This is a genomic window from Streptomyces sp. NPDC051907, assembly GCF_040681075.1.
GTDB lineage: Bacteria > Actinomycetota > Actinomycetes > Streptomycetales > Streptomycetaceae > Streptomyces.
Map to the genome: position 1 here is coordinate 42,812 of NZ_JBFAYB010000038.1, position 19,361 is coordinate 62,172.

The window sequence follows — 19,361 nt, forward strand, 5'->3', positions numbered from 1 at the left end:
GGTCGCCAGGCCAAGCAGCCGAGGCCAGGCCCAGCCAGGCCACTGGGCGTGCCGTCGACCAGCCGCTCGTCACGGCGGCTCCACGCGCCGCCCCCGCCCAGCTGCTCCAGCAGGGCCGCGCGGGCGGCGGCGCCGCCGGGCACCAAGGCGACTATCGCCCAGCCCCGATCGTCAGCCAGGGCCAGGTCGCCGAGCCAGGCCAACCGAGCCAGTCCGCCCCGCCAAGTCAGCCCCGCAGCGGCCCCGCTCATCCGCACGGGTGCACTGTCTCGGCTTCGCCGTGGGCAGGCTCCCCAGTGCTCCACGGCGCCCGAGCTCACGCGGAGGGCAACCGGCCCGCGAGCGGCCCCCGCGCCCTCGGGGACGGCGGTCGTCCCGCGCGCGGACCGCGCGAACGTGCTCCGTCGAGCCGTACACCTGCACACAGCGGACGACACAGGAGTAGGCCATGACAGCGGACCGGCACGGGCACCCGATGAGCGAGACGAGCGCCGACGCCCTTGCCCACTATGAACAGGCCGTGGAGGACCTGCTGTTCTTCCGGCCCGCGGTCGTCGACTCGACGCAGTCGGTGCTCGCCGACTCGCCGCGCTCCACGATGGGCCAGGTGCTGGCCGCCTATCTGGCCGTGCTGGGCACCGAGGAGAAGGACGCGACCGAGGCGCAGCGGGTCTTCGCCGCCTTCCGGCGCGGTCTCGACGAGGAGTCGCTGACGGCCAGGGAGCGTATGCATCTGGCCGCCGCGACCGCGTGGCTGGACGGCGACGTCCACCGCGCCGGCGGGTTGCTCGGCGATCTCACCGTCGCCTACCCGCGCGACGCGCTGGCGCTGTTCGCGGGCCACCAGCACGACTTCCTCACCGGGGACGCCACCCGGCTGCGCGACCGGGTGGGAGGGGCGCTCGGCGCCTGGCCCGAGGACGATCCGCACCGCGGGCCGCTGCTCGGCATGTACGCGTTCGGCCTGGAGGAGACCGGGTACTACGAACGGGCCGAGGAGGTCGGTCTGGCCGCCGTCGAGCGTCATCCGCACGATGTGTGGGGCATCCACGGCGTGGTGCACACCTACGAGATGCGCGGCCGCTTCCACGACGGCATCCGCTTCCTCGACGCCCGCACCGACGACTGGTCCGCGGGCTCCCTGCTCACCGTGCACAACTGGTGGCACTACGCCCTCTACACCCTGGAGCTCGGCGACACCGCCCGGGTGCTGGACATCTACGACTCCGCGCTCCACCACGAGCGGTCGGCGGGAGCGGCGATGGAACTCCTGGACGCCGCCGCCCTGTTGTGGCGGCTCCACCTCGCGGGCGACGTCCACAGCGCACGGTGGGACCTGCTCGCCGACGCCTGGGAGAACCGCGAGGACGGCCCGTACTACGCCTTCAACGACGCGCACGCCGTCATGGCGTACGTCGGGGCCGGCCGCATCGCGCAGGCGGAGCGCCTCGTCCACGACCGGCAGGAATGGCTGGCCACGGCGCGCCCCGGGCTGTCCAACCGCGCCATGACCGCGGACATCGGGCTGCCGGTCTGCCGGGCGCTGATCGCGTACGGGCGCGAGGAGTACGGCCGGGCCGTCGATCTGCTGATGCCGCTGCGGCTGCGTCTCCACGAGTTCGGCGGCAGCCACGCGCAGCGCGACGCGGTCCAGCGCACCCTGATCGAGGCGTGTCTGCACTGCGGCCGCACGGACTTGGCGCGGACGCTGCTGAGCGAGCGCATCCAGCTGCGGCCCGTCTGCCCGTACAACTGGTCGGCCCAGGCACGTCTCGAAGAGCGGCTCGGCGATCCGGCGCGGGCGGCGCTCGCCCGCGAGCGGGCCGCGGCGCAGGCCGCGCGCTGACGCCTCGCCGGGGGCTGGATACATTCTCGGCATGGAGCAGATGCGCAGGACGCTGAGGTCCGAGGACGTCGTGGCGAAGATCCGGAGCGATATCGCCGACGGGGTGTACGCGCCGGGCGACCGGCTGCCCAGCCCGGACGTGCTCGCCGGCGAGCTGCGCAAGCTCGCCAGGGCGGTCGAGTCGGCGTACCGGCAGCTGATCGAGGACGGGGTGCTGGTGGAGGGCCTGTTGGAGCCGGGCGTGTTCGTGGCCGATCCGGGGACGGATCCCGCCGTCCGCGATGTCGTGCGGGCGGTGCACGGGCTGCACGTCCAGCTCCAGCAGCTCGACCGGCGGCTCGGCGAGCTCGCCGAGCGGGTCGGGGCCGTGGAGCGCGGGCTGCGCGAGGCGCGCCGCGAGGGCGGCGGAGGGCTCGGCCAGCTGCTCTGACCGCCCGGGGAGGCGGCGGGGCGGTGCGCGCCTCGCCGGCACCGTCCAGACGGGCCGCGAGGGCCGCCGGGGTCGGGGGCTCGAAGACCGCGCGGACGGACAGGTCCGCGCCGAGCGCTGCCCTGATCCGGCCCACCAGGCGGGTGGCGAGCAGCGAGTGGCGCCGGTCGCCTCGACGCCCGGGCAGGTGCCGGGCGAGCCGTCGGACCGACCGGCGCCCTTCCCCGGACGTCGGGCCACTGGGCAACTCGCCCTATTCCAGCGAGAGTTCATACCGTGCACACCGGGCCATCGTCTGCGGTACGCCCGGTCGCCACCGCCCGCCACCAGGCTCACCCGAGTGATCGTCATGTCCCGACATGAAGGAGCGCATCCGTGAGCAGAGCCCGTTCCGCCCGGACCACCCCCCTTGCCCTCTCCCTGGTCACGACTCTCGCGGTCGTCGCCGTCGCCGTGCCCGCGCAGGCGCGCACCCAGAACTCCGGACGGCTGCCCGCCGTCACGCCCAAGGCGGAGGCGCCCACGCTGTACGACGACGAGGCCGGCGGCAACGCCAACGCCGACGACCCGGCGATCTGGCGCAACACCGCCGACCCGGGCCGCAGCCTGGTGGTCGCGACCGCCAAGGAGGGCGGACTGCGCGTCTACGATCTCGACGCCCGCCCGGTGCAGTCGATACCGGCGCCTCCCGGGCCCGGGCCGGACGACGCGCCCGGCCGCTTCAACAACGTGGACCTCGTCCACGGGCTGCGGCTGGGCTCGGGGCGCGCCGACGTCGCCGTGACCACCGACCGCGGCAACGACCGTCTGCGCGTCTACCGCATCGACCGCGACCGCCCCGGCGGCCCGCTCGCCGACGTCACCGACCCGGCCGCGCCGCCCGTGTTCTCCTCCGGCCAGGACGAGATCAACGACCAGAAGACCGCCTACGGCCTGGCCACCTGGACGGACCGGGCGAGCGGCCGCTCGTACGCCGTGGTCAGCCAGCGCAACCGCACCCGCGTCGCCCTGCTGGAGCTGATCCCCGCCCCCGACGGCACGGTCGGCTACCGCTCGGTGCGCACGCTGGACCTCCCCTCGTCCTTCCGCCTGCCGAACGACTCCTCCTGGAGCCCGTGCGCCGAGCCCGGCGAACTGCCCCAGGTCGAGGGCATGGTCGTCGACCCGGCCAATGGAACGCTCTACGCCGGCCAGGAGGACGTCGGCGTCTGGCGGATCCGCGCCGACCTCACGGGTAAGCCCGAACTCATCGACAAGGTGCGGGAGTTCGGAGTTCCGGGCGTCTACGACGAAGGCACCGAGGAGTGCGTCCCGGGCGCCGACCCCGGATTCGGCGGCGAGCGGCTCTCCGCCGACGTCGAGGGGCTGACGCTGCTCGAGGAGCCGGACGGCGACGGCTACATCCTGGCCTCCAGCCAGGGCGACGACACCTTCGTGATGTACGACCGGGAGCTGGACGACGACAACGAGTACGAGGGCGGCTTCCGCGTCACCGCAGATCGGGACGTCGACGGATCCGAGGAGTGCGACGGCGCGGCCGTGCTCAACGCGCCGCTCGGCAAGAAGTACCCGCACGGTCTGCTCGTCGTCCAGGACGGCCACGACACACCTGGGGAGGGCGAGCGGGAGGCCACCGGCTTCAAGTTCGTCGACCTGGAAGAGGTGATGGACGCGGTCGACGACTGAGTCCCGCGGACAGGGCCCGGGCCCGGTGTCCGCGGTGCGAGAGACCCATGGCAGGAAAGGTGGGCTTCTCGTCATTGCGGACACCGGCGGCGGTCTGAAGAATCGACGCCATGACACGGAGCCCGCACACGACCGGAAAAGACGTCCTCGTCGTCCTCTTCGACGGAGTGCTGAGCCTTGACGTCACCGGCCCCGTCGAGGTCTTCGTCGGCGCCGGCATGTGCGTCGGGGACCCCGGCGTCTACCGCGTGCGCACCGCGTCCCTCGACGGCGGCCCGGTCCGCACCTCCAGCGGGCTCACCCTCGTACCGGACCTCGCCCTCGCCGACGCGCCCGTGCCGCACATCCTGCTGGCGCCCGGCGGGCCCGGCACCCGCGATCCGGATCCCGCGCTGATCGACTGGCTGCGCGCGCACGCTCCGGAGGCCGAGCGCCTCGTCTCCGTCTGCACCGGCGCGATCCTGCTGGCCGAGGCGGGGCTCCTCGACGGCCGCCGGGTCACGACCCACTGGGCGTACTGCGACACGCTCGCCCGCGACCATCCGGCCATCGAGGTCGACGCGGATCCCATCTACGTACGCGACGGCCATATCGCCACCTCCGCCGGCGTCACCGCGGGCATCGACCTCGCGCTCGCCCTGGTCGAGGAGGACATGGGCCGCGACGTCGCGCTCGCCATCGCCCGGCATCTGGTCGTCTTCCTGCGCCGCCCGGGAAACCAGGCGCAGTTCAGCGCCCAGCTGGCCGCCCAGACCGCGCAGCGCGAGCCGCTGCGCGAGGTCCAGCAGTGGATCGCCGAGCACCCGGACGACGACCTGTCCGTCGCGTCCCTCGCCGAGCGCGCCCGCCTCTCCCCACGGCACTTCGCGCGCGCCTTCCAGGCCGAGACCGGAGTGAGCCCGGGGCGCTACGTCGACCGGGTGCGCCTGGAGCACGCCCGCAGGCTCCTGGAGGACACCGCCGACAGCGTGGAGGAGATCTCGCGCGCCTGCGGCTACGGCACCTCGGAGGCGATGCGCCGCGCCTTCGCCAAGGCGCTGGACTCGGCGCCGGTCGAATACCGGCGCCGCTTCCGCGCGGCGCCCGTGCACTGACCCAGTTCCACTGACCCGGCCGCACTGACCCAGTCGCACTGAAGCGGCGCCCCTCGCCCCACCGCATCTCGACGCACTCGGCCCGCCCACGACAGGACGCGCGCCGAGCACCTCCGCCATGCCCGTCCGTCTGTCCTCGTCCATCGCTCAGAAAGGGACACCATGCAGATCGCGATCCTCCTCTACGACAACTTCACCGTCCTCGACGCCGTCGGCCCGTACCAGACGCTCGCCCCGCTCCCGGGCGCCGAGACCGTCTTCGTCTCCGAGCAGGCCGGCCCGGTCACGGACGACAACCGCACCCTCTCCCTCGTCGCCCACAAGTCGCTCGCCGAGGTCGCCCGGCCCGACATCGTGGTCGTCCCGGGCGGCCCGACGCCGGACCTCGAGAACGAGGCGGTGCTCGACTGGCTGCGCACCGTCGACGCCCACGCCACCTGGATCACCTCGGTGTGCACCGGCTCGCTGCTGCTCGCGGCCGCGGGACTGCTCAAGGGCCGCCGGGCCACGTCCCATTGGACGGCTCTGGACCAGCTCAAGGAGTTCGGGGTCGAGCCGACCGAGCAGCGCGTCGTCTTCGACGGCAAGTACGTCACCGGGGCCGGTGTGTCCGCCGGCATCGACCTGGGGCTCACCCTCGCGGGCAAGATCGCCGGCGACAGGCACGCGCAGGCCGTGCAGCTGGTGATGGAGTACGACCCCCAGCCGCCGTACGACGCCGGCTCGCCGAGCAAGGCGCCCGCCGAGCTGGTGGAGATGTTCAGGGCCGCGCCCGACACCCGCGCCTAGGCCCGCACGACGACAGGAGTCCCACACATGGACCGCAGAGACCTGCTTCGCGCCACGACGGCGGCGGGCGGCGCCTCGCTGGCCGCCGGCCTCCTCGCCGCAGCGCCGGCGACGGCAGCGCCGACCGCGGCGCCTCGCCGACGGCCGTCGGCGAAGAAGCCCCTACGCGTGCACGTCGTCCTGTTCGACGGGGTCGAGGAGCTGGACTTCGCCGCCCCTTACGAGGTGTTCTCGGCCGCCTCCCACCACAGCGACCGCGGGGTGGAGGTCCGTTACGTCTCGGCCACGGGCGCCACGTCCGTGCGCGCCGCCTACGGATCCAGGGTCCGGATCGAGCATGCCTGGGCGCCGCGTCAGGCGGACGTGCTCGTGGTGCCCGGCGGCGGGTACGCCCGCCGCGAGAGCCCCGGCGTATGGCCCGAGATCGATCGCGGCACACTCCCCCAGGCGCTGGCCGCCGCGGCTCGCACGGGCCTGACCATCAGCTCGGTGTGCACGGGCGCCATGCTGCTCTCCGCCGCCGGGCTGACCCAGGGCCGCCCCTGCACCACCCATCACCGGGCGCGCGCGGACCTCGAGAAGCAGGGCGGGGTCCTGAAGAACGCCCGTGTCGTCGACGACGGCGACCTCGTCACGGCCGGCGGCATCACCTCCGGACTGGAGCTGGCCCTGTGGCTGGTGCGCCGCGAGCTGGGGGCGGACGCGGCGACGGGGTTGGAGGCGATGCTGGAGTACGAGAGCCGGGGCACGGTGTGGACGTCGTCGCCGGCGTAGCAGCCGAGGCCCCCTCGTAGGTCCGACCGCGATCCCCCAGGGGCGCACCCGCTGAACGACAGGGCGCTCGACCACCCTTGTGCCGCAAGGGTGGTCGAGCGCCTTTCTCGATCGCGCGCCGCGGCGCTGGCTCAGCGGCGCGTCCTCAGCGTGCGAGGGCTTCGCGCGCCGCCTCGCCTGCCGTCTGCCGGTCGTGGGGGACCAGGCCGATACGGGTGCGGCGGTCGAGGATGTCGGACTCGTCGAGGGCGCCTTCGTGGCGCACCGCCCACAGGAGTTCGGCGCCGGTGACCGGATGGCCGGGTACGACGGGCTCGGCCAGCTGAGGGTCGGCGAGGCCGAGTTCGTGGACGGCGGGCGCCTCGGATCCGTAGCGGCGCACCAGACGCCGGGGCGCCGGGAGGGCGTTGAGCGTCGTGGGCGCCGCGGCGCCCACGAGGGGAATCGACGCGGTCCGGCTGCGCGGTGCGTTCAGGCCGCTGGCGGCGACGGCGGCGTCGACGGCGTCCTGGGCCATCCGCCGGTACGTGGTGAGCTTGCCGCCGACGACCGTGGTCACGCCGTCGGGGGAGGTGAGCACGGCGTGCTTGCGGGAGATGTCGGCGGTGCGGCCCGTGCCGGCGGCCGTGGTGGTGTCCAGCAGCGGACGCAGTCCGGCGAAGGCGCCCACCACCGAGTCGCGGTCGAGGGACACGTCGAGGGCGGAGCCCAGGACGTCGAGGAGGAAGCCGATGTCGGTCTCGGGCGCCTCGGGAACGTCCGGGATGTCTCCGTCGACCGGCTCGTCGGTCAGTCCGACGTACACCCGGCCGTCGCCCTGGGGCAGGACGAGGACGAAGCGGTTCGACTCCCCCGGGATCGGGATGTGCATGCCGGCGGTCAGGCTGCCCAGCTCCTCCGCGCGGAGCACCAGATGCGTGCCGCGCGACGGGCGCAGCCGTACCTCGCCGGCCAGGTCGCCGGCCCAGACGCCGGTGGCGTTGACGACCGTGCGGGCGCGGATGTCGAACTCCTCTCCGGTGAGCTCGTCGCGGGCGCGCGCCCCGGAGCCGGAGAGCGACAGCGCTCGGGTGCGGGTGAGGACGCGGGCGCCGTGCCGGGCCGCGGTGCGGGCTATCGCGGTCACCAGGCGTGCGTCGTCGGTGAGCTGGCCGTCCCAGGACAGCAGTCCGCCGCGCAGCCCGCCGGGACGCAGCGCGGGCACCATGTGCCGGGTCTCGACGCGGGAGAGGGTGCGGGGCGCCGGGAGGGTGGAGCGCGAGGTGCGGGCGGAGGCTCGCAGGACGTCTCCGGCCCTGAAGCCGGCCCAGGCGAGCGCGGACTGGCCACGGGAGACCAGCGGGGTGAGGGGCAGTACGAAGGGCTGGGCGCGCACCAGGTGGGGCGCGGTGCGCTCCATGAGGACTCCGCGTTCGACGGCGCTCTCGTGGGCGACGTCGAGCTGGCCGGTGGCGAGGTAGCGCAGTCCGCCGTGGATGAGCTTCGAGCTCCACCGGGAGGTCCCGAACGCGAGGTCGTGCGCGTCGATCGCGGCGACGGTCAGTCCGCGCGACGCCGCGTCCAGCGCGGCTCCCGCACCGGTCGCGCCGAGGCCGACGACCAGGACGTCGACGCGGGCGCCGTCGGCGAGCTCGCGGAGCTCACGGCTTCGCCGTGCCGCGTTGAGGGAGGCGGAGGCCGGTGGGCGTGAGGGGCTCATGGGGCGAGGGTCCTCTCCAGAATGGTCCGCAGCTCTTCGAGGAAGGCCGCGTCGTCGAGCTCGGGGTCGCTCTCGTCGGTCATGGTGCGCAGCGAGAGGGTGAAGGACTGGACGACGAGCAGCAGGGCGCGCGCCTGGCGGTCCGGGTGCATCTGCCGTACGGATCCGTCCGCGTGCCCCTCTCGCAGCGCACCCGTGATCAGACCCAGCAGTGCGTCCTGGCTGGCGCCGCGGCGGTCGAGCACATAGGGCAGCAGCAGCTCGGGGTCCACATCGATGATCTTGCGGAACAGCGGGTGGTCGCGGAAGGCGGCGGCGCCGGCGACGAGTCCGCCCACGATCCGCTCCCGGGTGGGGATGCCGTCCTTCTGGTCGGGCATCGTCGCGACGGCGAGGCCGACCCACTCACGGGTCATGACGTCGCCGACCAGGGTCCTGACGTCCGGCCAGCGGCGGTAGAGCGTCATGCGGGACACCCCGGCGCGACGGGCCACGTCGGTCAGGGTGGTGCGGCGTACACCGACAGCGAGGACACAGTCGCGTGCGGCGTCGAGAACGGTGTCTCCGTCCGAGCGGTTGTGACGAATGGGCGTCATCTGTCACAGTGTAATGCCTCGGGGGCCGTGCGACACGACGACCCGCAAAAAACGAAACGGTGAGGTTCCAAGTGGACATGTTGTGGAGCGGCTGGGGCGACCCGGCCAAGGCGGCGCCGCTGCCGGACTCGGTGACCGGCCTCCTGCGCGATCTGCTCGGCGTCACACCCGGCAAGAGCGCCCCGGCCGGCATCGACGCCGTCGCCGCGCCCGAAAGCCCCCTCGACGACGCGGCCCGCACGGCGCTCGCGGACGCCCTGGGCGGCCCCGCGCAGCTGCTGGTCGACTCCGAGGCCCGGATCCGGCACACCCGCGGCAAGTCCACCCCCGACCTGCTGCGCATCCGCGCCGGCGAGGTCGACGACATCCCCGCGGCCGTCGCGCTGCCCGCCACCCACGACGAGGTGCTGGCGGTGCTCCGCGTCTGCGCCGAGCACGGCCTGTCCGCCGTCCCGTTCGGCGGCGGGACCTCGGTCGTCGGAGGCCTCGCCCCCGAGCGACGACGGCCCTTCGTCGCCCTGGACCTGCGCCGTCTGGACGGCCTGGTCTCCGTCGACGAGGTGTCCCGCACCGCCGTCCTGCAGCCCGGTCTGCGCGCGCCCCAGTGCGAGGCGCTCCTCAACGAACGCGGCTTCACCCTGGGCCACTTCCCGCAGTCCTACGAGTGGGCCACCGTCGGCGGCTTCGCCGCCGCCCGCTCCAGCGGCCAGGCGTCCGCCGGGTACGGGCGCTTCGACGACATGGTGCTGGGCCTGACCGTCGCCACCCCCGAGGGCACGCTGGAGGTGGGCCGCGCACCGCGGTCCGCCGCCGGCCCAGACCTTCGTCAGCTGATCCTCGGCTCAGAGGGCGCGCTGGGCGTCATCACGGCCGTGACGGTGCGCGTCCGCCCGCTGCCGCAGACCAAGGTCTACGAGGGCTGGCGCTTCCCGTCCTTCGAGCAGGGCGCGGCCGCCCTGCGGACCATCGCGCAGAGCGGCCCGCAGCCGACCGTGCTGCGGCTGTCCGACGAGACGGAGACGTTCGTCGGTCTCGCCCAGCCGGACGCCATCGGGCAGTCGGCGGCGCAGCAGTCGGCCGGATGCATGGCCATCGCCGGCTACGAGGGCACGCCCGAGGACACCGCGGACCGGCGCGCCCGCGTCGCGGACATCCTGCTCGCCTGCGGCGGCGAGCTCATCGGCGAGGAGCCCGGCGAGCGCTGGGCCCACGGCCGCTACAACGCCCCCTATCTGCGGGACTCCCTGCTGGACGCCGGGGCGTTCGCCGAGACCCTGGAGACAGCCACGTTCTGGTCCCGGCTGCCGGAGCTGTACACGGCGGTGCGCGAGGCGCTGACCGGCACGCTGACCGAGGCGGGCACCCCGCCGCTGGTCATGTGCCACATCTCGCACGTCTACGAGAACGGCGCGTCCCTGTACTTCACCGTGGTCTCCGCCCAGGGAGACGACCCGGTCGCCCACTGGGCCCCGGTCAAGCACGCAGCCAACGACGCCATCCTGGCGGCCGGCGGTACCATCAGCCACCACCACGGGGTCGGCACCGACCACCGCGACTGGTACACGCAGGAGATCGGCCCCGTCGGCGTGCGCATCCTGCAGGCAGTCAAGAACGAGCTCGACCCCGCCGGGGTTCTCAACCCCGGCGTCCTCATCCCCGTCCGCTGACCTGCGCGGTGCCATCCGGAGGCGCATCCATGCGACATTTCACCGCCATCGTCAACCCCACGGCGGGGGGCTCCAGCGGCACGGCTGCCCTGCTTCCGCTGGGCCGGCTGCTGCGTGAGGCCGGGGCGAGACTCGACACCGAGTACAGCCGCAGTCTGCAGCACGCGCGGGACCTGGCCCTGGAGGCCGGCGCGCGCGGGCACGTCGTCCTCGCCGTGGGCGGGGACGGAATCGCCGGCTGCGTCGGCGGGGCCCTGAGCGGCACCGGCACGGTCTTCGGCATCGTCCCGGCCGGCCGGGGCAACGACTTCGCCCGCGCCCTGGGCCTGCCCGACGACGCGCAGGCGCTCGCGCGGCTGCTCGTCGAGGGGGTGCCGCGCGCGGTCGACACCATCGAGCTCCAGTCGGCGAAGCACGCCGGGACATGTGTCCTCGGCAGCGTGTACGCGGGCGTCGACGCCGTCGCCAACCAGTACGCCAACACCTCCCGGGTCTTCGGGGGCGCCGCCGCGTACTACACGGGAGGCATGCGGGCGGTGCTGAACTGGAAGCCCGCGCACTACACCATCACCGTCGACGGAGAACGCCACGAGATGAGCGGCTACACGGTCGTCGCCGCCAACTCCCGGTTCTACGGCTTCGGCCGCCAGATCGCCCCCGGCGCGACGCTCGACGACGGGCTGCTGGACGTGGTGGTGATCCGGCACGCGCCCAAGCGGCTGTTCTTCACGATCATGAACGAGCTGAAGACGGGGGCGCATGTGCTCCGCCCGGAGGTGGAGGTCCTCAGAGGCAAGGAGATCCGCATCGAGGCCGACCGCGCCATGCCGTACGGGGCGGACGGCGAGATCGAGGCGTCGCTGCCCGTCGTGGCGACGGTGCGGCCCGGATCGCTGCAGGTGATCTGCTGACCGCTGGGGCCGAGCCGGGCCGGGTCGGGCTTCTCGCCCGGCCCGGCGGCCCCCGCGGGTGCTACCAGGCCCGCCCCTCGGGAAGGCTGCCGAGGCCGGGCGAGGACAGGTGCAGCACCTCATAGCGCTCGGTGGCCGACTCGTCCGGCGCCGCGGAGTCCCGCCACAGGACGAACCGCATCAACTGCCAGCGGCAGGGATCGAATGCGAGCGCGGCGGTGTGTACGTCGCCGCGCCGGGCGAGCTCCCGAAGCTCTTGGACCTCCGTCTCGACGAGCGCGGCCAGAGCCAGCCCGGCCGCGTCGGGGCCGAGGTCGGCGGCTATGGGCGTGAGGCGGCGCGAGGCCGCCCTGGGGCTCGCCGCGCGGGCGGGCCCGGCGTGGCAGGCGATGCCGGTCCAGTGGCGCACCATCGGACGCCCGAAGTCCCGGACGATGTTCTGGAATCCGCCGCCTCCGACGAGGAACCGGGCCATGGCGCCGGTGTCGTTCCACAGGTAGAACGGCGCGTACTGGTTGACCGGCGAGCCCTCGACGCCGCGCTCGCGGACGACGTACGCCTTCAGGCCCAGCCCGGCGCGATCGTCGAGGACGTGGCCCCCGTCGGCCACCCGCTTGCGGACGACCTTCATGTCGTAGTCGGCGGGCAGGGTGATCTCGTACTGCTTGGCGTACACGAAGGTGCTGCCTTCCCGGTGAACGGTCGGTGGGTCGCAGGGCCGTTTGGGGCGTAGCGCACCCATAGGCTGCGCGTGTACATACTAGTAGGTACAACGCGCTGCGCGAGGTGGCAGCTGTACTGCCACCGGGCCACGCCCGTCCCGGTCGAAGTCCGCGTAGCCGCCGCGCGACAGCTAGCGCGCCTGGGCCGCCATCACGGCGGGCGGCAGCGACGGGTTGGCGGCGGCCGCTTCGACCACTTCGCCGTCGTCGTCGGCGAGCAGCTCCACGACGACGGCCGGGGGCAGGGCCGGGTGGCCGGCGGCTAGGCGCCGCGCCCGCGGGTCCTGCAGGCAGGCGAGCAGCGAGGCGGCCGTCGCGTTGCGGTGCTGGGCGATCTCGCGGAGCGCCTTACTCACCGGCGGTTCACGGCGGGCCAGTTCCTCCAGCAGCGCCGGGGACGCGTCCGGGTTGGCCGCCGCCCTGGCGGCGACCTGCGCCCCGAAGCGGTCGACCATGGCGCGCAGTCGGGCATCGGACAGACCGGGGTGCGGCGCGAGGGACTTGGCCACTTTCGCGTCCCGGTCGGCGGCCAGCGCGTCGCGGATCTCCGCGGGCAGATCGCGCCGTTCGGCCAGGAGCATCCGCAGGGCCGGCTCATGGGACGCCGCCAGTTCCTTGACCTCCTCAGCGGTCGCGGCGGCGATGCGCGGCAGCAGCGTAGGGCCGATCTTGGCGGCGCCGGCCAGGAAGGCGAGCACGTCGAGCGGTACGCGCGGGTTGTGCGCGAGCCTGCGCCGCACGTCGTCGCCTCGGTCGGCGGCCAGCGTGCGGAGCAGGGCGTCTTCGATCGCGGGGTTCTCGGCGAGGTCGGCCCGGACGCCGGGGACGGGATCGACGGCGAGCCGGCTCGCCGCCCGCGACGGCAGGCTGGGGTGGCCGGCGAGTCGGCAGCGCAGCATCGTCGAGGGGTGGTCGGCGAAGCCGACGAGGGCTTCGGCGGGCAGGGCCGGGTTCGCCAGCGCCGCGTGCTGCGTCTCGTGGACGGTGGACTCGTGGGAGCCGTCGCAGGAGGCGCCCGCCCGCAGATCGCAGTCGCGCCGCGGGCACTGCGGATCGTGCGTGAACGGCGTCTCCTCGCGGTCGCAGACCAGGCACCGCCGTGCCGGGGGCAGTCCCTCGCCGGTGACCAGCATCGCCAGCACGGCCGGCGGCGTCGCCTCGTTGCACGCCACCGCACGGCGGACCTCGGCATGGGGATGCCGGGCGAGCCTGGCCGCCATGTCCGGCGTCGTCCACCGCGCGAGCTCCGCGACGACCTCTACGTCCGGGTCGGCGGCGAGCGTCTCCATGACGTCGAGCGGAAGGCCACGGCAGCCGGCCAGCCTCTCCCGGCGCTCGACGAGCGGATCCGCGGCGAACAGGCGCGCCCACTCGGGCCTGCCGGCGCCCTCGTCGAGCAGCGCGAGGGCGGCGTTCGGCTGCGCGACGGGATCGACGTCGGCGGCGGTGAGCCGGCCCTCGTAGGCGAGTTGCACAGCGGTCCCCTCGCCGCGCGAGGCCAGCGCGAGCACCTGCGCACGGCTGAGGTCCGGGCGGCCGGCGAGACGCCCCGCGACGTCGTCGTCCGCGCCGGGTATCAGCCGGTCGACCAGCTCGGGAGGCAGCGCCGGGTTGGCGGCGAGCCCGCGCAGGAGGTGGTTCGCAGCGGCGTCATGCCCGTCGGCGTCGTAGACGGTCACGAGAGGGGGGCGCGGAACTCGGCGTGCGGCATACGGGGATGCTAGCCACGCCGTCCGGGAGTCCGCTGCCGCATTTCCCCGACCCTTACCTTCTTCCAGGCCCTGACCTTCTTCCCGGCCCTGATCTGCCGAGCGGGCCCTCCCCGACGGCGAACGCGACGACGGCCCCGGCCTCACCGTGTGAGGCCGGGGCCGTTCCGTCCACCCGACGGCGGGCAGGGCCGGACGCAGGGCACGCATGTCGCCTGCCCGCTCCGGCCCCGCGCCGCCGCCGAGTTCACGCGTGCCGCGTGGCTCGGCGCCGCAGCCGCGGTCAGCCGATCTCGATGAGCAGATCGCCCGCCTCGACCTGCTGGATCCTGCCGATGGCCAGCCGGCGGACGGTGCCGCCGCTCTGAGCGGTGATGGACGCCTCCATCTTCATCGCCTCGATCGTGGCGACCGTCTGGCCGGCGGACACCGACGCGCCCTCCTCCACCTGGAGCGTGACCACGCCCGCGAACGGGGCCGCGACATGGCGGTCGTTGCCCCGGTCGGCCTTCTCCGCCGCCTTGACCTCGGTGGCGACGGACTTGTCGCGTACCGACACCGGCCGCAACTGCCCGTTGAGCGTGGCCAGCACCGTGCGGAAGCCGCGCTCGTCGGCCTCGGAGATGGCCTCCAGCTCGATCAGCAGCGTGACGCCGGGCTCGAGGGTGACCGGGTGCTCGGTCTCCGGCTCCAGACCGTAGAAGAAGTCCTGCGTGGGCAGTACGGAGGTGTCGCCGTAGGCCTCGCGGTGGGCGTCGAACTCCTTGGTCGGGCCGGGGAACAGCAGCCGGTTCAGCGTCGCCCGGCGCGACTCCTTCAGACCGCCGCGGTCCTCCTCCGAGAGCGTCGGGGTCTTCGCCTGCGTGGGACGGCCGTGCAGCGCGCGGGTGCGGAACGGCTCGGGCCAGCCGCCGGGCGGGTCGCCCAGCTCGCCGCTGAGGAAGCCGATCACCGAGTCCGGCACGTCGAACTTGCCCGGGTCGGACTCGAAGTCCGCGGCCTCGACCCCGGCGCCGACCAGATGCAGCGCGAGGTCGCCGACCACCTTCGAGGACGGGGTCACCTTCACCAGACGGCCCAGCATCCGGTCCGCCGCCGCGTAGCAGTCCTCGATCAGCTCGAACCGGTCCCCCAGGCCGAGGGCGATGGCTTGCTGGCGCAGGTTGGACAGCTGGCCGCCGGGGATCTCGTGGTGGTAGACCCGCCCGGTGGGCGAGGCCAGTCCGGACTCGAACGGCGCGTAGACCTTGCGCATCGCCTCCCAGTACGGCTCCAGATCGCCGACCGCCTGCAGCGACAGACCGGTCGCCCGCTCGGTGTGGTCGGTGGCCGCGACGAGCGCGGACAGCGACGGCTGGCTGGTGGTGCCCGCCATCGAGGCGGTCGCGGCGTCGACGGCGTCGACGCCCGCGTCGATCGCGGCCATCAAGGTCGCCAGCTGGCCGCCGGCCGTGTCGTGGGTGTGGAGGTGCACCGGCAGGTCGAATCGCTCGCGCAGGGCCTTGACCAGCGTGCGGGCGGCGGGCGGGCGCAGCAGCCCGGCCATGTCCTTGATGGCGAGCACGTGCGCGCCGGCCTCGACGATCTGCTCCGCCAGGCGCAGGTAGTAGTCCAGCGTGTACAGCTTCTCGCCGGGGTCCGACAGGTCCGCGGTGTAGCAGAGCGCGACCTCGGCCAGCGCCGTGCCGGTGGAGCGCACCGCGTCGATGGCCGGACGCATCTGGGACACGTCGTTCAGCGCGTCGAAGATACGGAAGATGTCCATCCCCGTCGCGGCGGCCTCGGCGACGAACGCCTCGGTCACCTCCGTCGGGTAGGGCGTGTAGCCGACGGTGTTGCGTCCGCGCAGCAGCATCTGCGTACAGACGTTGGGGACCGCCTCCCGTACGGCCGCGAGCCGCTCCCAGGGGTCCTCCGCCAGGAAGCGCAGCGCCACGTCGTAGGTCGCGCCGCCCCAGCACTCCAGGCTCAGCAGCTGCGGCGCGGTGTGCGCGACGTGCGGGGCGACGGCGAGCAGGTCGCGGGTGCGCACGCGGGTGGCCAGCAGGGACTGGTGCGCGTCGCGGAAGGTGGTGTCCGTGACGGCGACGGCCGACTGGGCGCGCAGCTCGGCGGCGAAGGCCTCGGGTCCCAGCGCGGCGAGGCGCTGGCGGGAGCCGTCGGGCGGCGGCGTGCCCAGGGGGGTGGGAGGGAGCTTGTCGATGGGGTCGATGACCGTCGGGCGGGGGCCGTGGGGCCGGTTGACGGTCGTCTCGGCGAGGTAGCTGAGCATACGGCTGCCCCGGTCGGCCGACGGGCGCGCGCGGATCAGCTCGGGGTGCTCGTCGATGAAGCTCGTGGTGATCCGGCCGGCCCCGAACTCGGGGTGGTCCAGCACGGCGCCGAGGAAGGGCAGGTTGGTGGCGACTCCGCGGATGCGGAACTCGGCGATGGCGCGCCGCGCGCGGCGGACGGCGTTGCCGAAGTCGTGTCCGTGGCAGGTGAGCTTGACCAGCATCGAGTCGAAGTGCGCCGACACCTCGGCGCCGGTGTGGACCGTGCCGCCGTCGAGCCGGACGCCGGGCCCGCCGGGCGAGCGGTAGGCGGAGATGGTGCCGGTGTCCGGCCGGAAGCCGTTGACCGGGTCCTCGGTGGTGATACGGCACTGGAGCGCGGTGCCGGTGAGCACGATGTCGTCCTGCGCCAGGTTCAGTTCGGGCAGGGTCATGCCGGCGGCGATGCGCAGCTGCCCGATGACCAGGTCGCGGCCGGTGACCTGCTCGGTCACCGTGTGCTCCACCTGGATGCGGGGGTTCATCTCGATGAAGACGTGGTTGCCGCGCTCGTCGACGAGGAACTCGACCGTGCCCGCGTTGACATAGCCGATGTGGCGGGCGAAGGCGACGGCGTCGGCGCAGATCCGCGCGCGCAGCTCCGGGTCGAGGTTCGGGGCGGGCGCGATCTCGACGACCTTCTGGTGGCGCCGCTGGACCGAGCAGTCCCGCTCGTACAGATGCACGACGTTGCCCTGTGCGTCGGCGAGGATCTGCACCTCGATATGGCGTGGGTTGACCACGGCCTGCTCGAGGAAGACGGTCGCGTCGCCGAACGCGGACTGGGCCTCGCGCATGGCCGCGTCGATCGCCTCGCGCAGGTCCTGGGCCTCGGCCACCCGGCGCATGCCGCGCCCGCCGCCGCCGGCGACGGCCTTCACGAACAGCGGGAACCCGATGCCGTCGGAGGCCGCGACCAGCGCGTCCACGTCCGTGGACGGCTCCGACGACGCGAGCACCGGTACGCCGGCCTCGCGCGCCGCGGCGACCGCTCGGGACTTGTTCCCCGTCAGGTGCAGCACCGAGGAGGGCGGTCCGACGAAGGTGATGCCGGCCTCCGCGCAGGCCGCGGCGAGGTCGGGGTTCTCCGACAGGAAGCCGTAGCCGGGGTAGACGGCGTCGGCGCCGGCCTTGCGAGCGGCCTTGATCACCTCGTCGACCGACAGGTAGGCCCGCACGGGATGTCCGGGCTCTCCGATCTGGTACGCCTCGTCCGCCTTCGCCCGGTGCAGCGAATTGCGGTCCTCGTGAGGGAACACCGCCACCGTGGAGATGCCGAGCTCGAAAGCCGCGCGGAATGCGCGGATCGCGATCTCGCCGCGGTTGGCGACCAATACCTTGCGGAACATCAAACTCCCCTGTCGTGTCGCGGGCGTGCGCCCTCAGGACTGGCGATGTCGCACCGGCTGCCGCCACGGGCATCCGACGTCCTCGTGGACGGTATCGATGAGCTTGGTGGTGAGTACGTCGTGTCGGCCTACGCCGTTCGGCTGAGGCGCGTTCCCTGTTCGTACGGCGAGGAAACGCCTCGGCCCCGTGTCGACCGCCACACCTCCGGCCTGCGACTTTGGAGACCGGAGCGCTGGCCACCGTATCGGACGGCGTCCTGTGAAATCGCGGGCACGGTCGGTGGCGTGCGTCTCATACCCGCTGGGCAGGCATGGTGGACGCGGGGTGCGCCCGGTGCGCTTGAGTCTCCAGCGGGGCGCGAGGCTATCGACGCCGGCGCCCCGTTCGCGGACGTCGCGCGCTCGGTCGGCGCTCTCCCCCGGAGATCGAGCGGCGAGGCTCGGCCATTCGTGTTGTGATCGAGGGAAGGACACCTGCGACGCGCCGAAGGCTGGAGGAATGATGGCCGAGAACAAGCAGCTCAAGGCCCGCGACATCATGACGAGCGGTGTTCACTGCGTCGGGGCTCATCAGTCCCTGCTCCAGGCGTCGAGGATGATGCGCGACATGAACGTCGGAGCGCTGCCCATCTGCGGCGACGACAACAAGCTCAAGGGCTTGATCACCGACCGGGACATCGTTGTGAAGTGCTGTGCGGAGGGCATCGATCCCTCCACCGTGCAGGCCGGCAGCATGGCCGGGAAGCTGCAGTGGATCGACGCCGAGGCCGATGCGACCGATGCGCTGGAGATGATGGAGCGGCACCAGATCAAGCGCGTGCCGGTCATCGACGTCCAGGCGGGGCACCAGCTGGTCGGAATGATCACGGAGGCCAATCTCGCCAAGAACCTCAACGACGACCAGATCGCGGAGTTCGTGAACCGCGTCTACGCGGCTGCGGGCTGACGGATCCCGGACGTCCCGGACGATTCCCCGGGTGTCGGCCGCCGCGCCGTGATCCCATGGGGGCACGGGCCGTGACCGGCTGTCGGCACTTCTCGGGGGGACGATGTCGAGCGACGAGGCGAGCGCCGGCCGCGGATGTCTGGCGTGCGAACTCACGGCGGGCGCCGCGCCGTTGCCCGGCGGGACGATCCTTCGGACGCGGATGTGGGTCGTCGAGCACTGCGTCGGGCCGCTCGGCCTGGGGACCGCCGTGGTCAAGCCGATCCGGCACGTGGTGCACGTCGCCGACCTGACGGTCGAGGAGTCGCAGGAGCTCGGGCCGCTGCTACGGCGTGTGAGCGAAGGCGTCGCCGCGGTGACGAGTCCGGAGCAGGTGTACGTCTGCCTCTGGTCCCATGCCGGCGGGACGCCTGGGCACATCCACTTCGTGGTGCAGCCGGCCCGCGAGGAGGACATGGCCCGGTACGACGCGTACGGCCCCGCCCTGCAGATGGCCATGTTCCACGCCGGGGACACGCCGGCCGAGTCCGCGGTGGACGAGGTATGCGACCGCCTGCGGGCGGCTCTCGCCGTCGGCAGGTGAGAGACCGGCCCGCGCGCCGGCGGCTCGGGTCTGCGTTGCGAACGAGATGGGCGCTTTCCGCAGGGCCGTAGTCGCACAGCCGTAGTCGCACAGCCGTCATCGCACAGCCCGTCGTCGCATAGGCGAGCCCCTCCGGTCTCAGCCTGCGCAGACGGGAGGGGCGCGAGGGTCGCTCAGTCCAGGCTCAGCACTGGGGCCGCTTGCCGTGGTTCGCGCCCTTCTTGCACCGCGCCTTCTTCTTCCGACGC

General features: G+C 73.4%; 15 protein-coding genes and 1 pseudogene. 10 read left to right on the forward strand and 6 right to left on the reverse strand.

Annotated features, from left to right (window positions below):
* The first annotated feature begins 448 nt into the window (after window positions 1–448).
* Both AB0M39_RS20860 and AB0M39_RS20865 read left to right on the forward strand, forming a co-directional pair.
* Window positions 449–1,846, forward strand: a complete 1,398-nt coding sequence (locus tag AB0M39_RS20860) for a tetratricopeptide repeat protein (RefSeq protein WP_365366400.1) — start codon at window positions 449–451, stop codon at window positions 1,844–1,846.
* Window positions 1,847–1,877: 31 nt separating this feature from the next.
* Window positions 1,878–2,276, forward strand: a complete 399-nt coding sequence (locus AB0M39_RS20865) for a GntR family transcriptional regulator (RefSeq protein ID WP_365366402.1) — start codon at window positions 1,878–1,880, stop codon at window positions 2,274–2,276.
* 58 nt (window positions 2,277–2,334) lie between these two features.
* Here AB0M39_RS20865 and AB0M39_RS20870 read toward each other — a convergent pair.
* A pseudogene (locus AB0M39_RS20870) lies at window positions 2,335–2,523 on the reverse strand (phosphopantetheine-binding protein); the annotation flags it as partial.
* Between the two features lie 128 nt (window positions 2,524–2,651).
* On the opposite strand from AB0M39_RS20870, the gene AB0M39_RS20875 reads away from it, so the two are divergent.
* From AB0M39_RS20875 to AB0M39_RS20890, 4 genes are all read left to right on the forward strand, one after another.
* Window positions 2,652–3,962: a phytase gene (locus AB0M39_RS20875; protein ID WP_365366404.1), complete on the forward strand. Its 1,311-nt coding sequence runs from the start codon at window positions 2,652–2,654 to the stop codon at window positions 3,960–3,962.
* A 110-nt stretch (window positions 3,963–4,072) separates the two neighbouring features.
* Window positions 4,073–5,056: a GlxA family transcriptional regulator gene (locus tag AB0M39_RS20880; RefSeq protein ID WP_365366407.1), complete on the forward strand. Its 984-nt coding sequence runs from the start codon at window positions 4,073–4,075 to the stop codon at window positions 5,054–5,056.
* A gap of 162 nt (window positions 5,057–5,218) precedes the next feature.
* Complete coding sequence (locus AB0M39_RS20885; RefSeq protein WP_365366409.1) at window positions 5,219–5,845, forward strand: DJ-1/PfpI family protein; 627 nt, start codon at window positions 5,219–5,221, stop codon at window positions 5,843–5,845.
* 27 nt (window positions 5,846–5,872) lie between these two features.
* Complete coding sequence (locus AB0M39_RS20890) at window positions 5,873–6,619, forward strand: DJ-1/PfpI family protein (protein WP_365366411.1); 747 nt, start codon at window positions 5,873–5,875, stop codon at window positions 6,617–6,619.
* Between the two features lie 145 nt (window positions 6,620–6,764).
* On the opposite strand, the gene AB0M39_RS20895 is transcribed toward AB0M39_RS20890, so the two are convergent.
* Together AB0M39_RS20895 and AB0M39_RS20900 are read right to left on the reverse strand one after the other, a co-directional pair.
* Window positions 6,765–8,318 carry a glycerol-3-phosphate dehydrogenase/oxidase gene (locus AB0M39_RS20895; RefSeq protein WP_365366413.1) on the reverse strand — a complete coding sequence of 518 codons (1,554 nt, stop codon included), beginning with the start codon at window positions 8,316–8,318 and terminating at the stop codon, window positions 6,765–6,767.
* The gene (locus tag AB0M39_RS20900) at window positions 8,315–8,914 is read right to left on the reverse strand and encodes a TetR/AcrR family transcriptional regulator (RefSeq protein WP_365366415.1); all 600 of its coding nucleotides are present in this window, start codon (window positions 8,912–8,914) and stop codon (window positions 8,315–8,317) included. The genes AB0M39_RS20895 and AB0M39_RS20900 overlap by 4 nt, the downstream gene beginning before the upstream one ends.
* Before the next feature lie 71 nt (window positions 8,915–8,985).
* Here AB0M39_RS20900 and AB0M39_RS20905 point away from each other — a divergent pair, with 71 nt between their 5' ends.
* Both AB0M39_RS20905 and AB0M39_RS20910 read left to right on the forward strand, forming a co-directional pair.
* On the forward strand, window positions 8,986–10,581 hold the full coding sequence (locus AB0M39_RS20905) for an FAD-binding oxidoreductase (protein WP_365366417.1): 1,596 nt from the start codon (window positions 8,986–8,988) through the stop codon (window positions 10,579–10,581).
* 29 nt (window positions 10,582–10,610) lie between these two features.
* The gene (locus AB0M39_RS20910) at window positions 10,611–11,492 is read left to right on the forward strand and encodes a YegS/Rv2252/BmrU family lipid kinase (RefSeq protein WP_365366419.1); all 882 of its coding nucleotides are present in this window, start codon (window positions 10,611–10,613) and stop codon (window positions 11,490–11,492) included.
* Window positions 11,493–11,553: 61 nt separating this feature from the next.
* Here AB0M39_RS20910 and AB0M39_RS20915 read toward each other — a convergent pair whose 3' ends face one another.
* From AB0M39_RS20915 to AB0M39_RS20925, 3 genes are all read right to left on the reverse strand, one after another.
* The gene (locus tag AB0M39_RS20915; RefSeq protein ID WP_365366421.1) at window positions 11,554–12,168 is read right to left on the reverse strand and encodes a DUF4865 family protein; all 615 of its coding nucleotides are present in this window, start codon (window positions 12,166–12,168) and stop codon (window positions 11,554–11,556) included.
* A 177-nt stretch (window positions 12,169–12,345) separates the two neighbouring features.
* Complete coding sequence (locus AB0M39_RS20920; RefSeq protein WP_365366423.1) at window positions 12,346–13,893, reverse strand: hypothetical protein; 1,548 nt, start codon at window positions 13,891–13,893, stop codon at window positions 12,346–12,348.
* Between the two features lie 313 nt (window positions 13,894–14,206).
* The gene (locus AB0M39_RS20925; RefSeq protein WP_365366425.1) at window positions 14,207–17,584 is read right to left on the reverse strand and encodes a pyruvate carboxylase; all 3,378 of its coding nucleotides are present in this window, start codon (window positions 17,582–17,584) and stop codon (window positions 14,207–14,209) included.
* Window positions 17,585–18,086: 502 nt separating this feature from the next.
* On the opposite strand from AB0M39_RS20925, the gene AB0M39_RS20930 reads away from it, so the two are divergent.
* Together AB0M39_RS20930 and AB0M39_RS20935 are read left to right on the forward strand one after the other, a co-directional pair.
* Window positions 18,087–18,530, forward strand: coding sequence for a CBS domain-containing protein (locus AB0M39_RS20930; protein WP_365366427.1), 444 nt, complete (start codon window positions 18,087–18,089; stop codon window positions 18,528–18,530).
* Window positions 18,531–18,633: 103 nt separating this feature from the next.
* Complete coding sequence (locus AB0M39_RS20935) at window positions 18,634–19,113, forward strand: hypothetical protein (protein WP_365366429.1); 480 nt, start codon at window positions 18,634–18,636, stop codon at window positions 19,111–19,113.
* Window positions 19,114–19,361 lie beyond the last annotated feature (248 nt).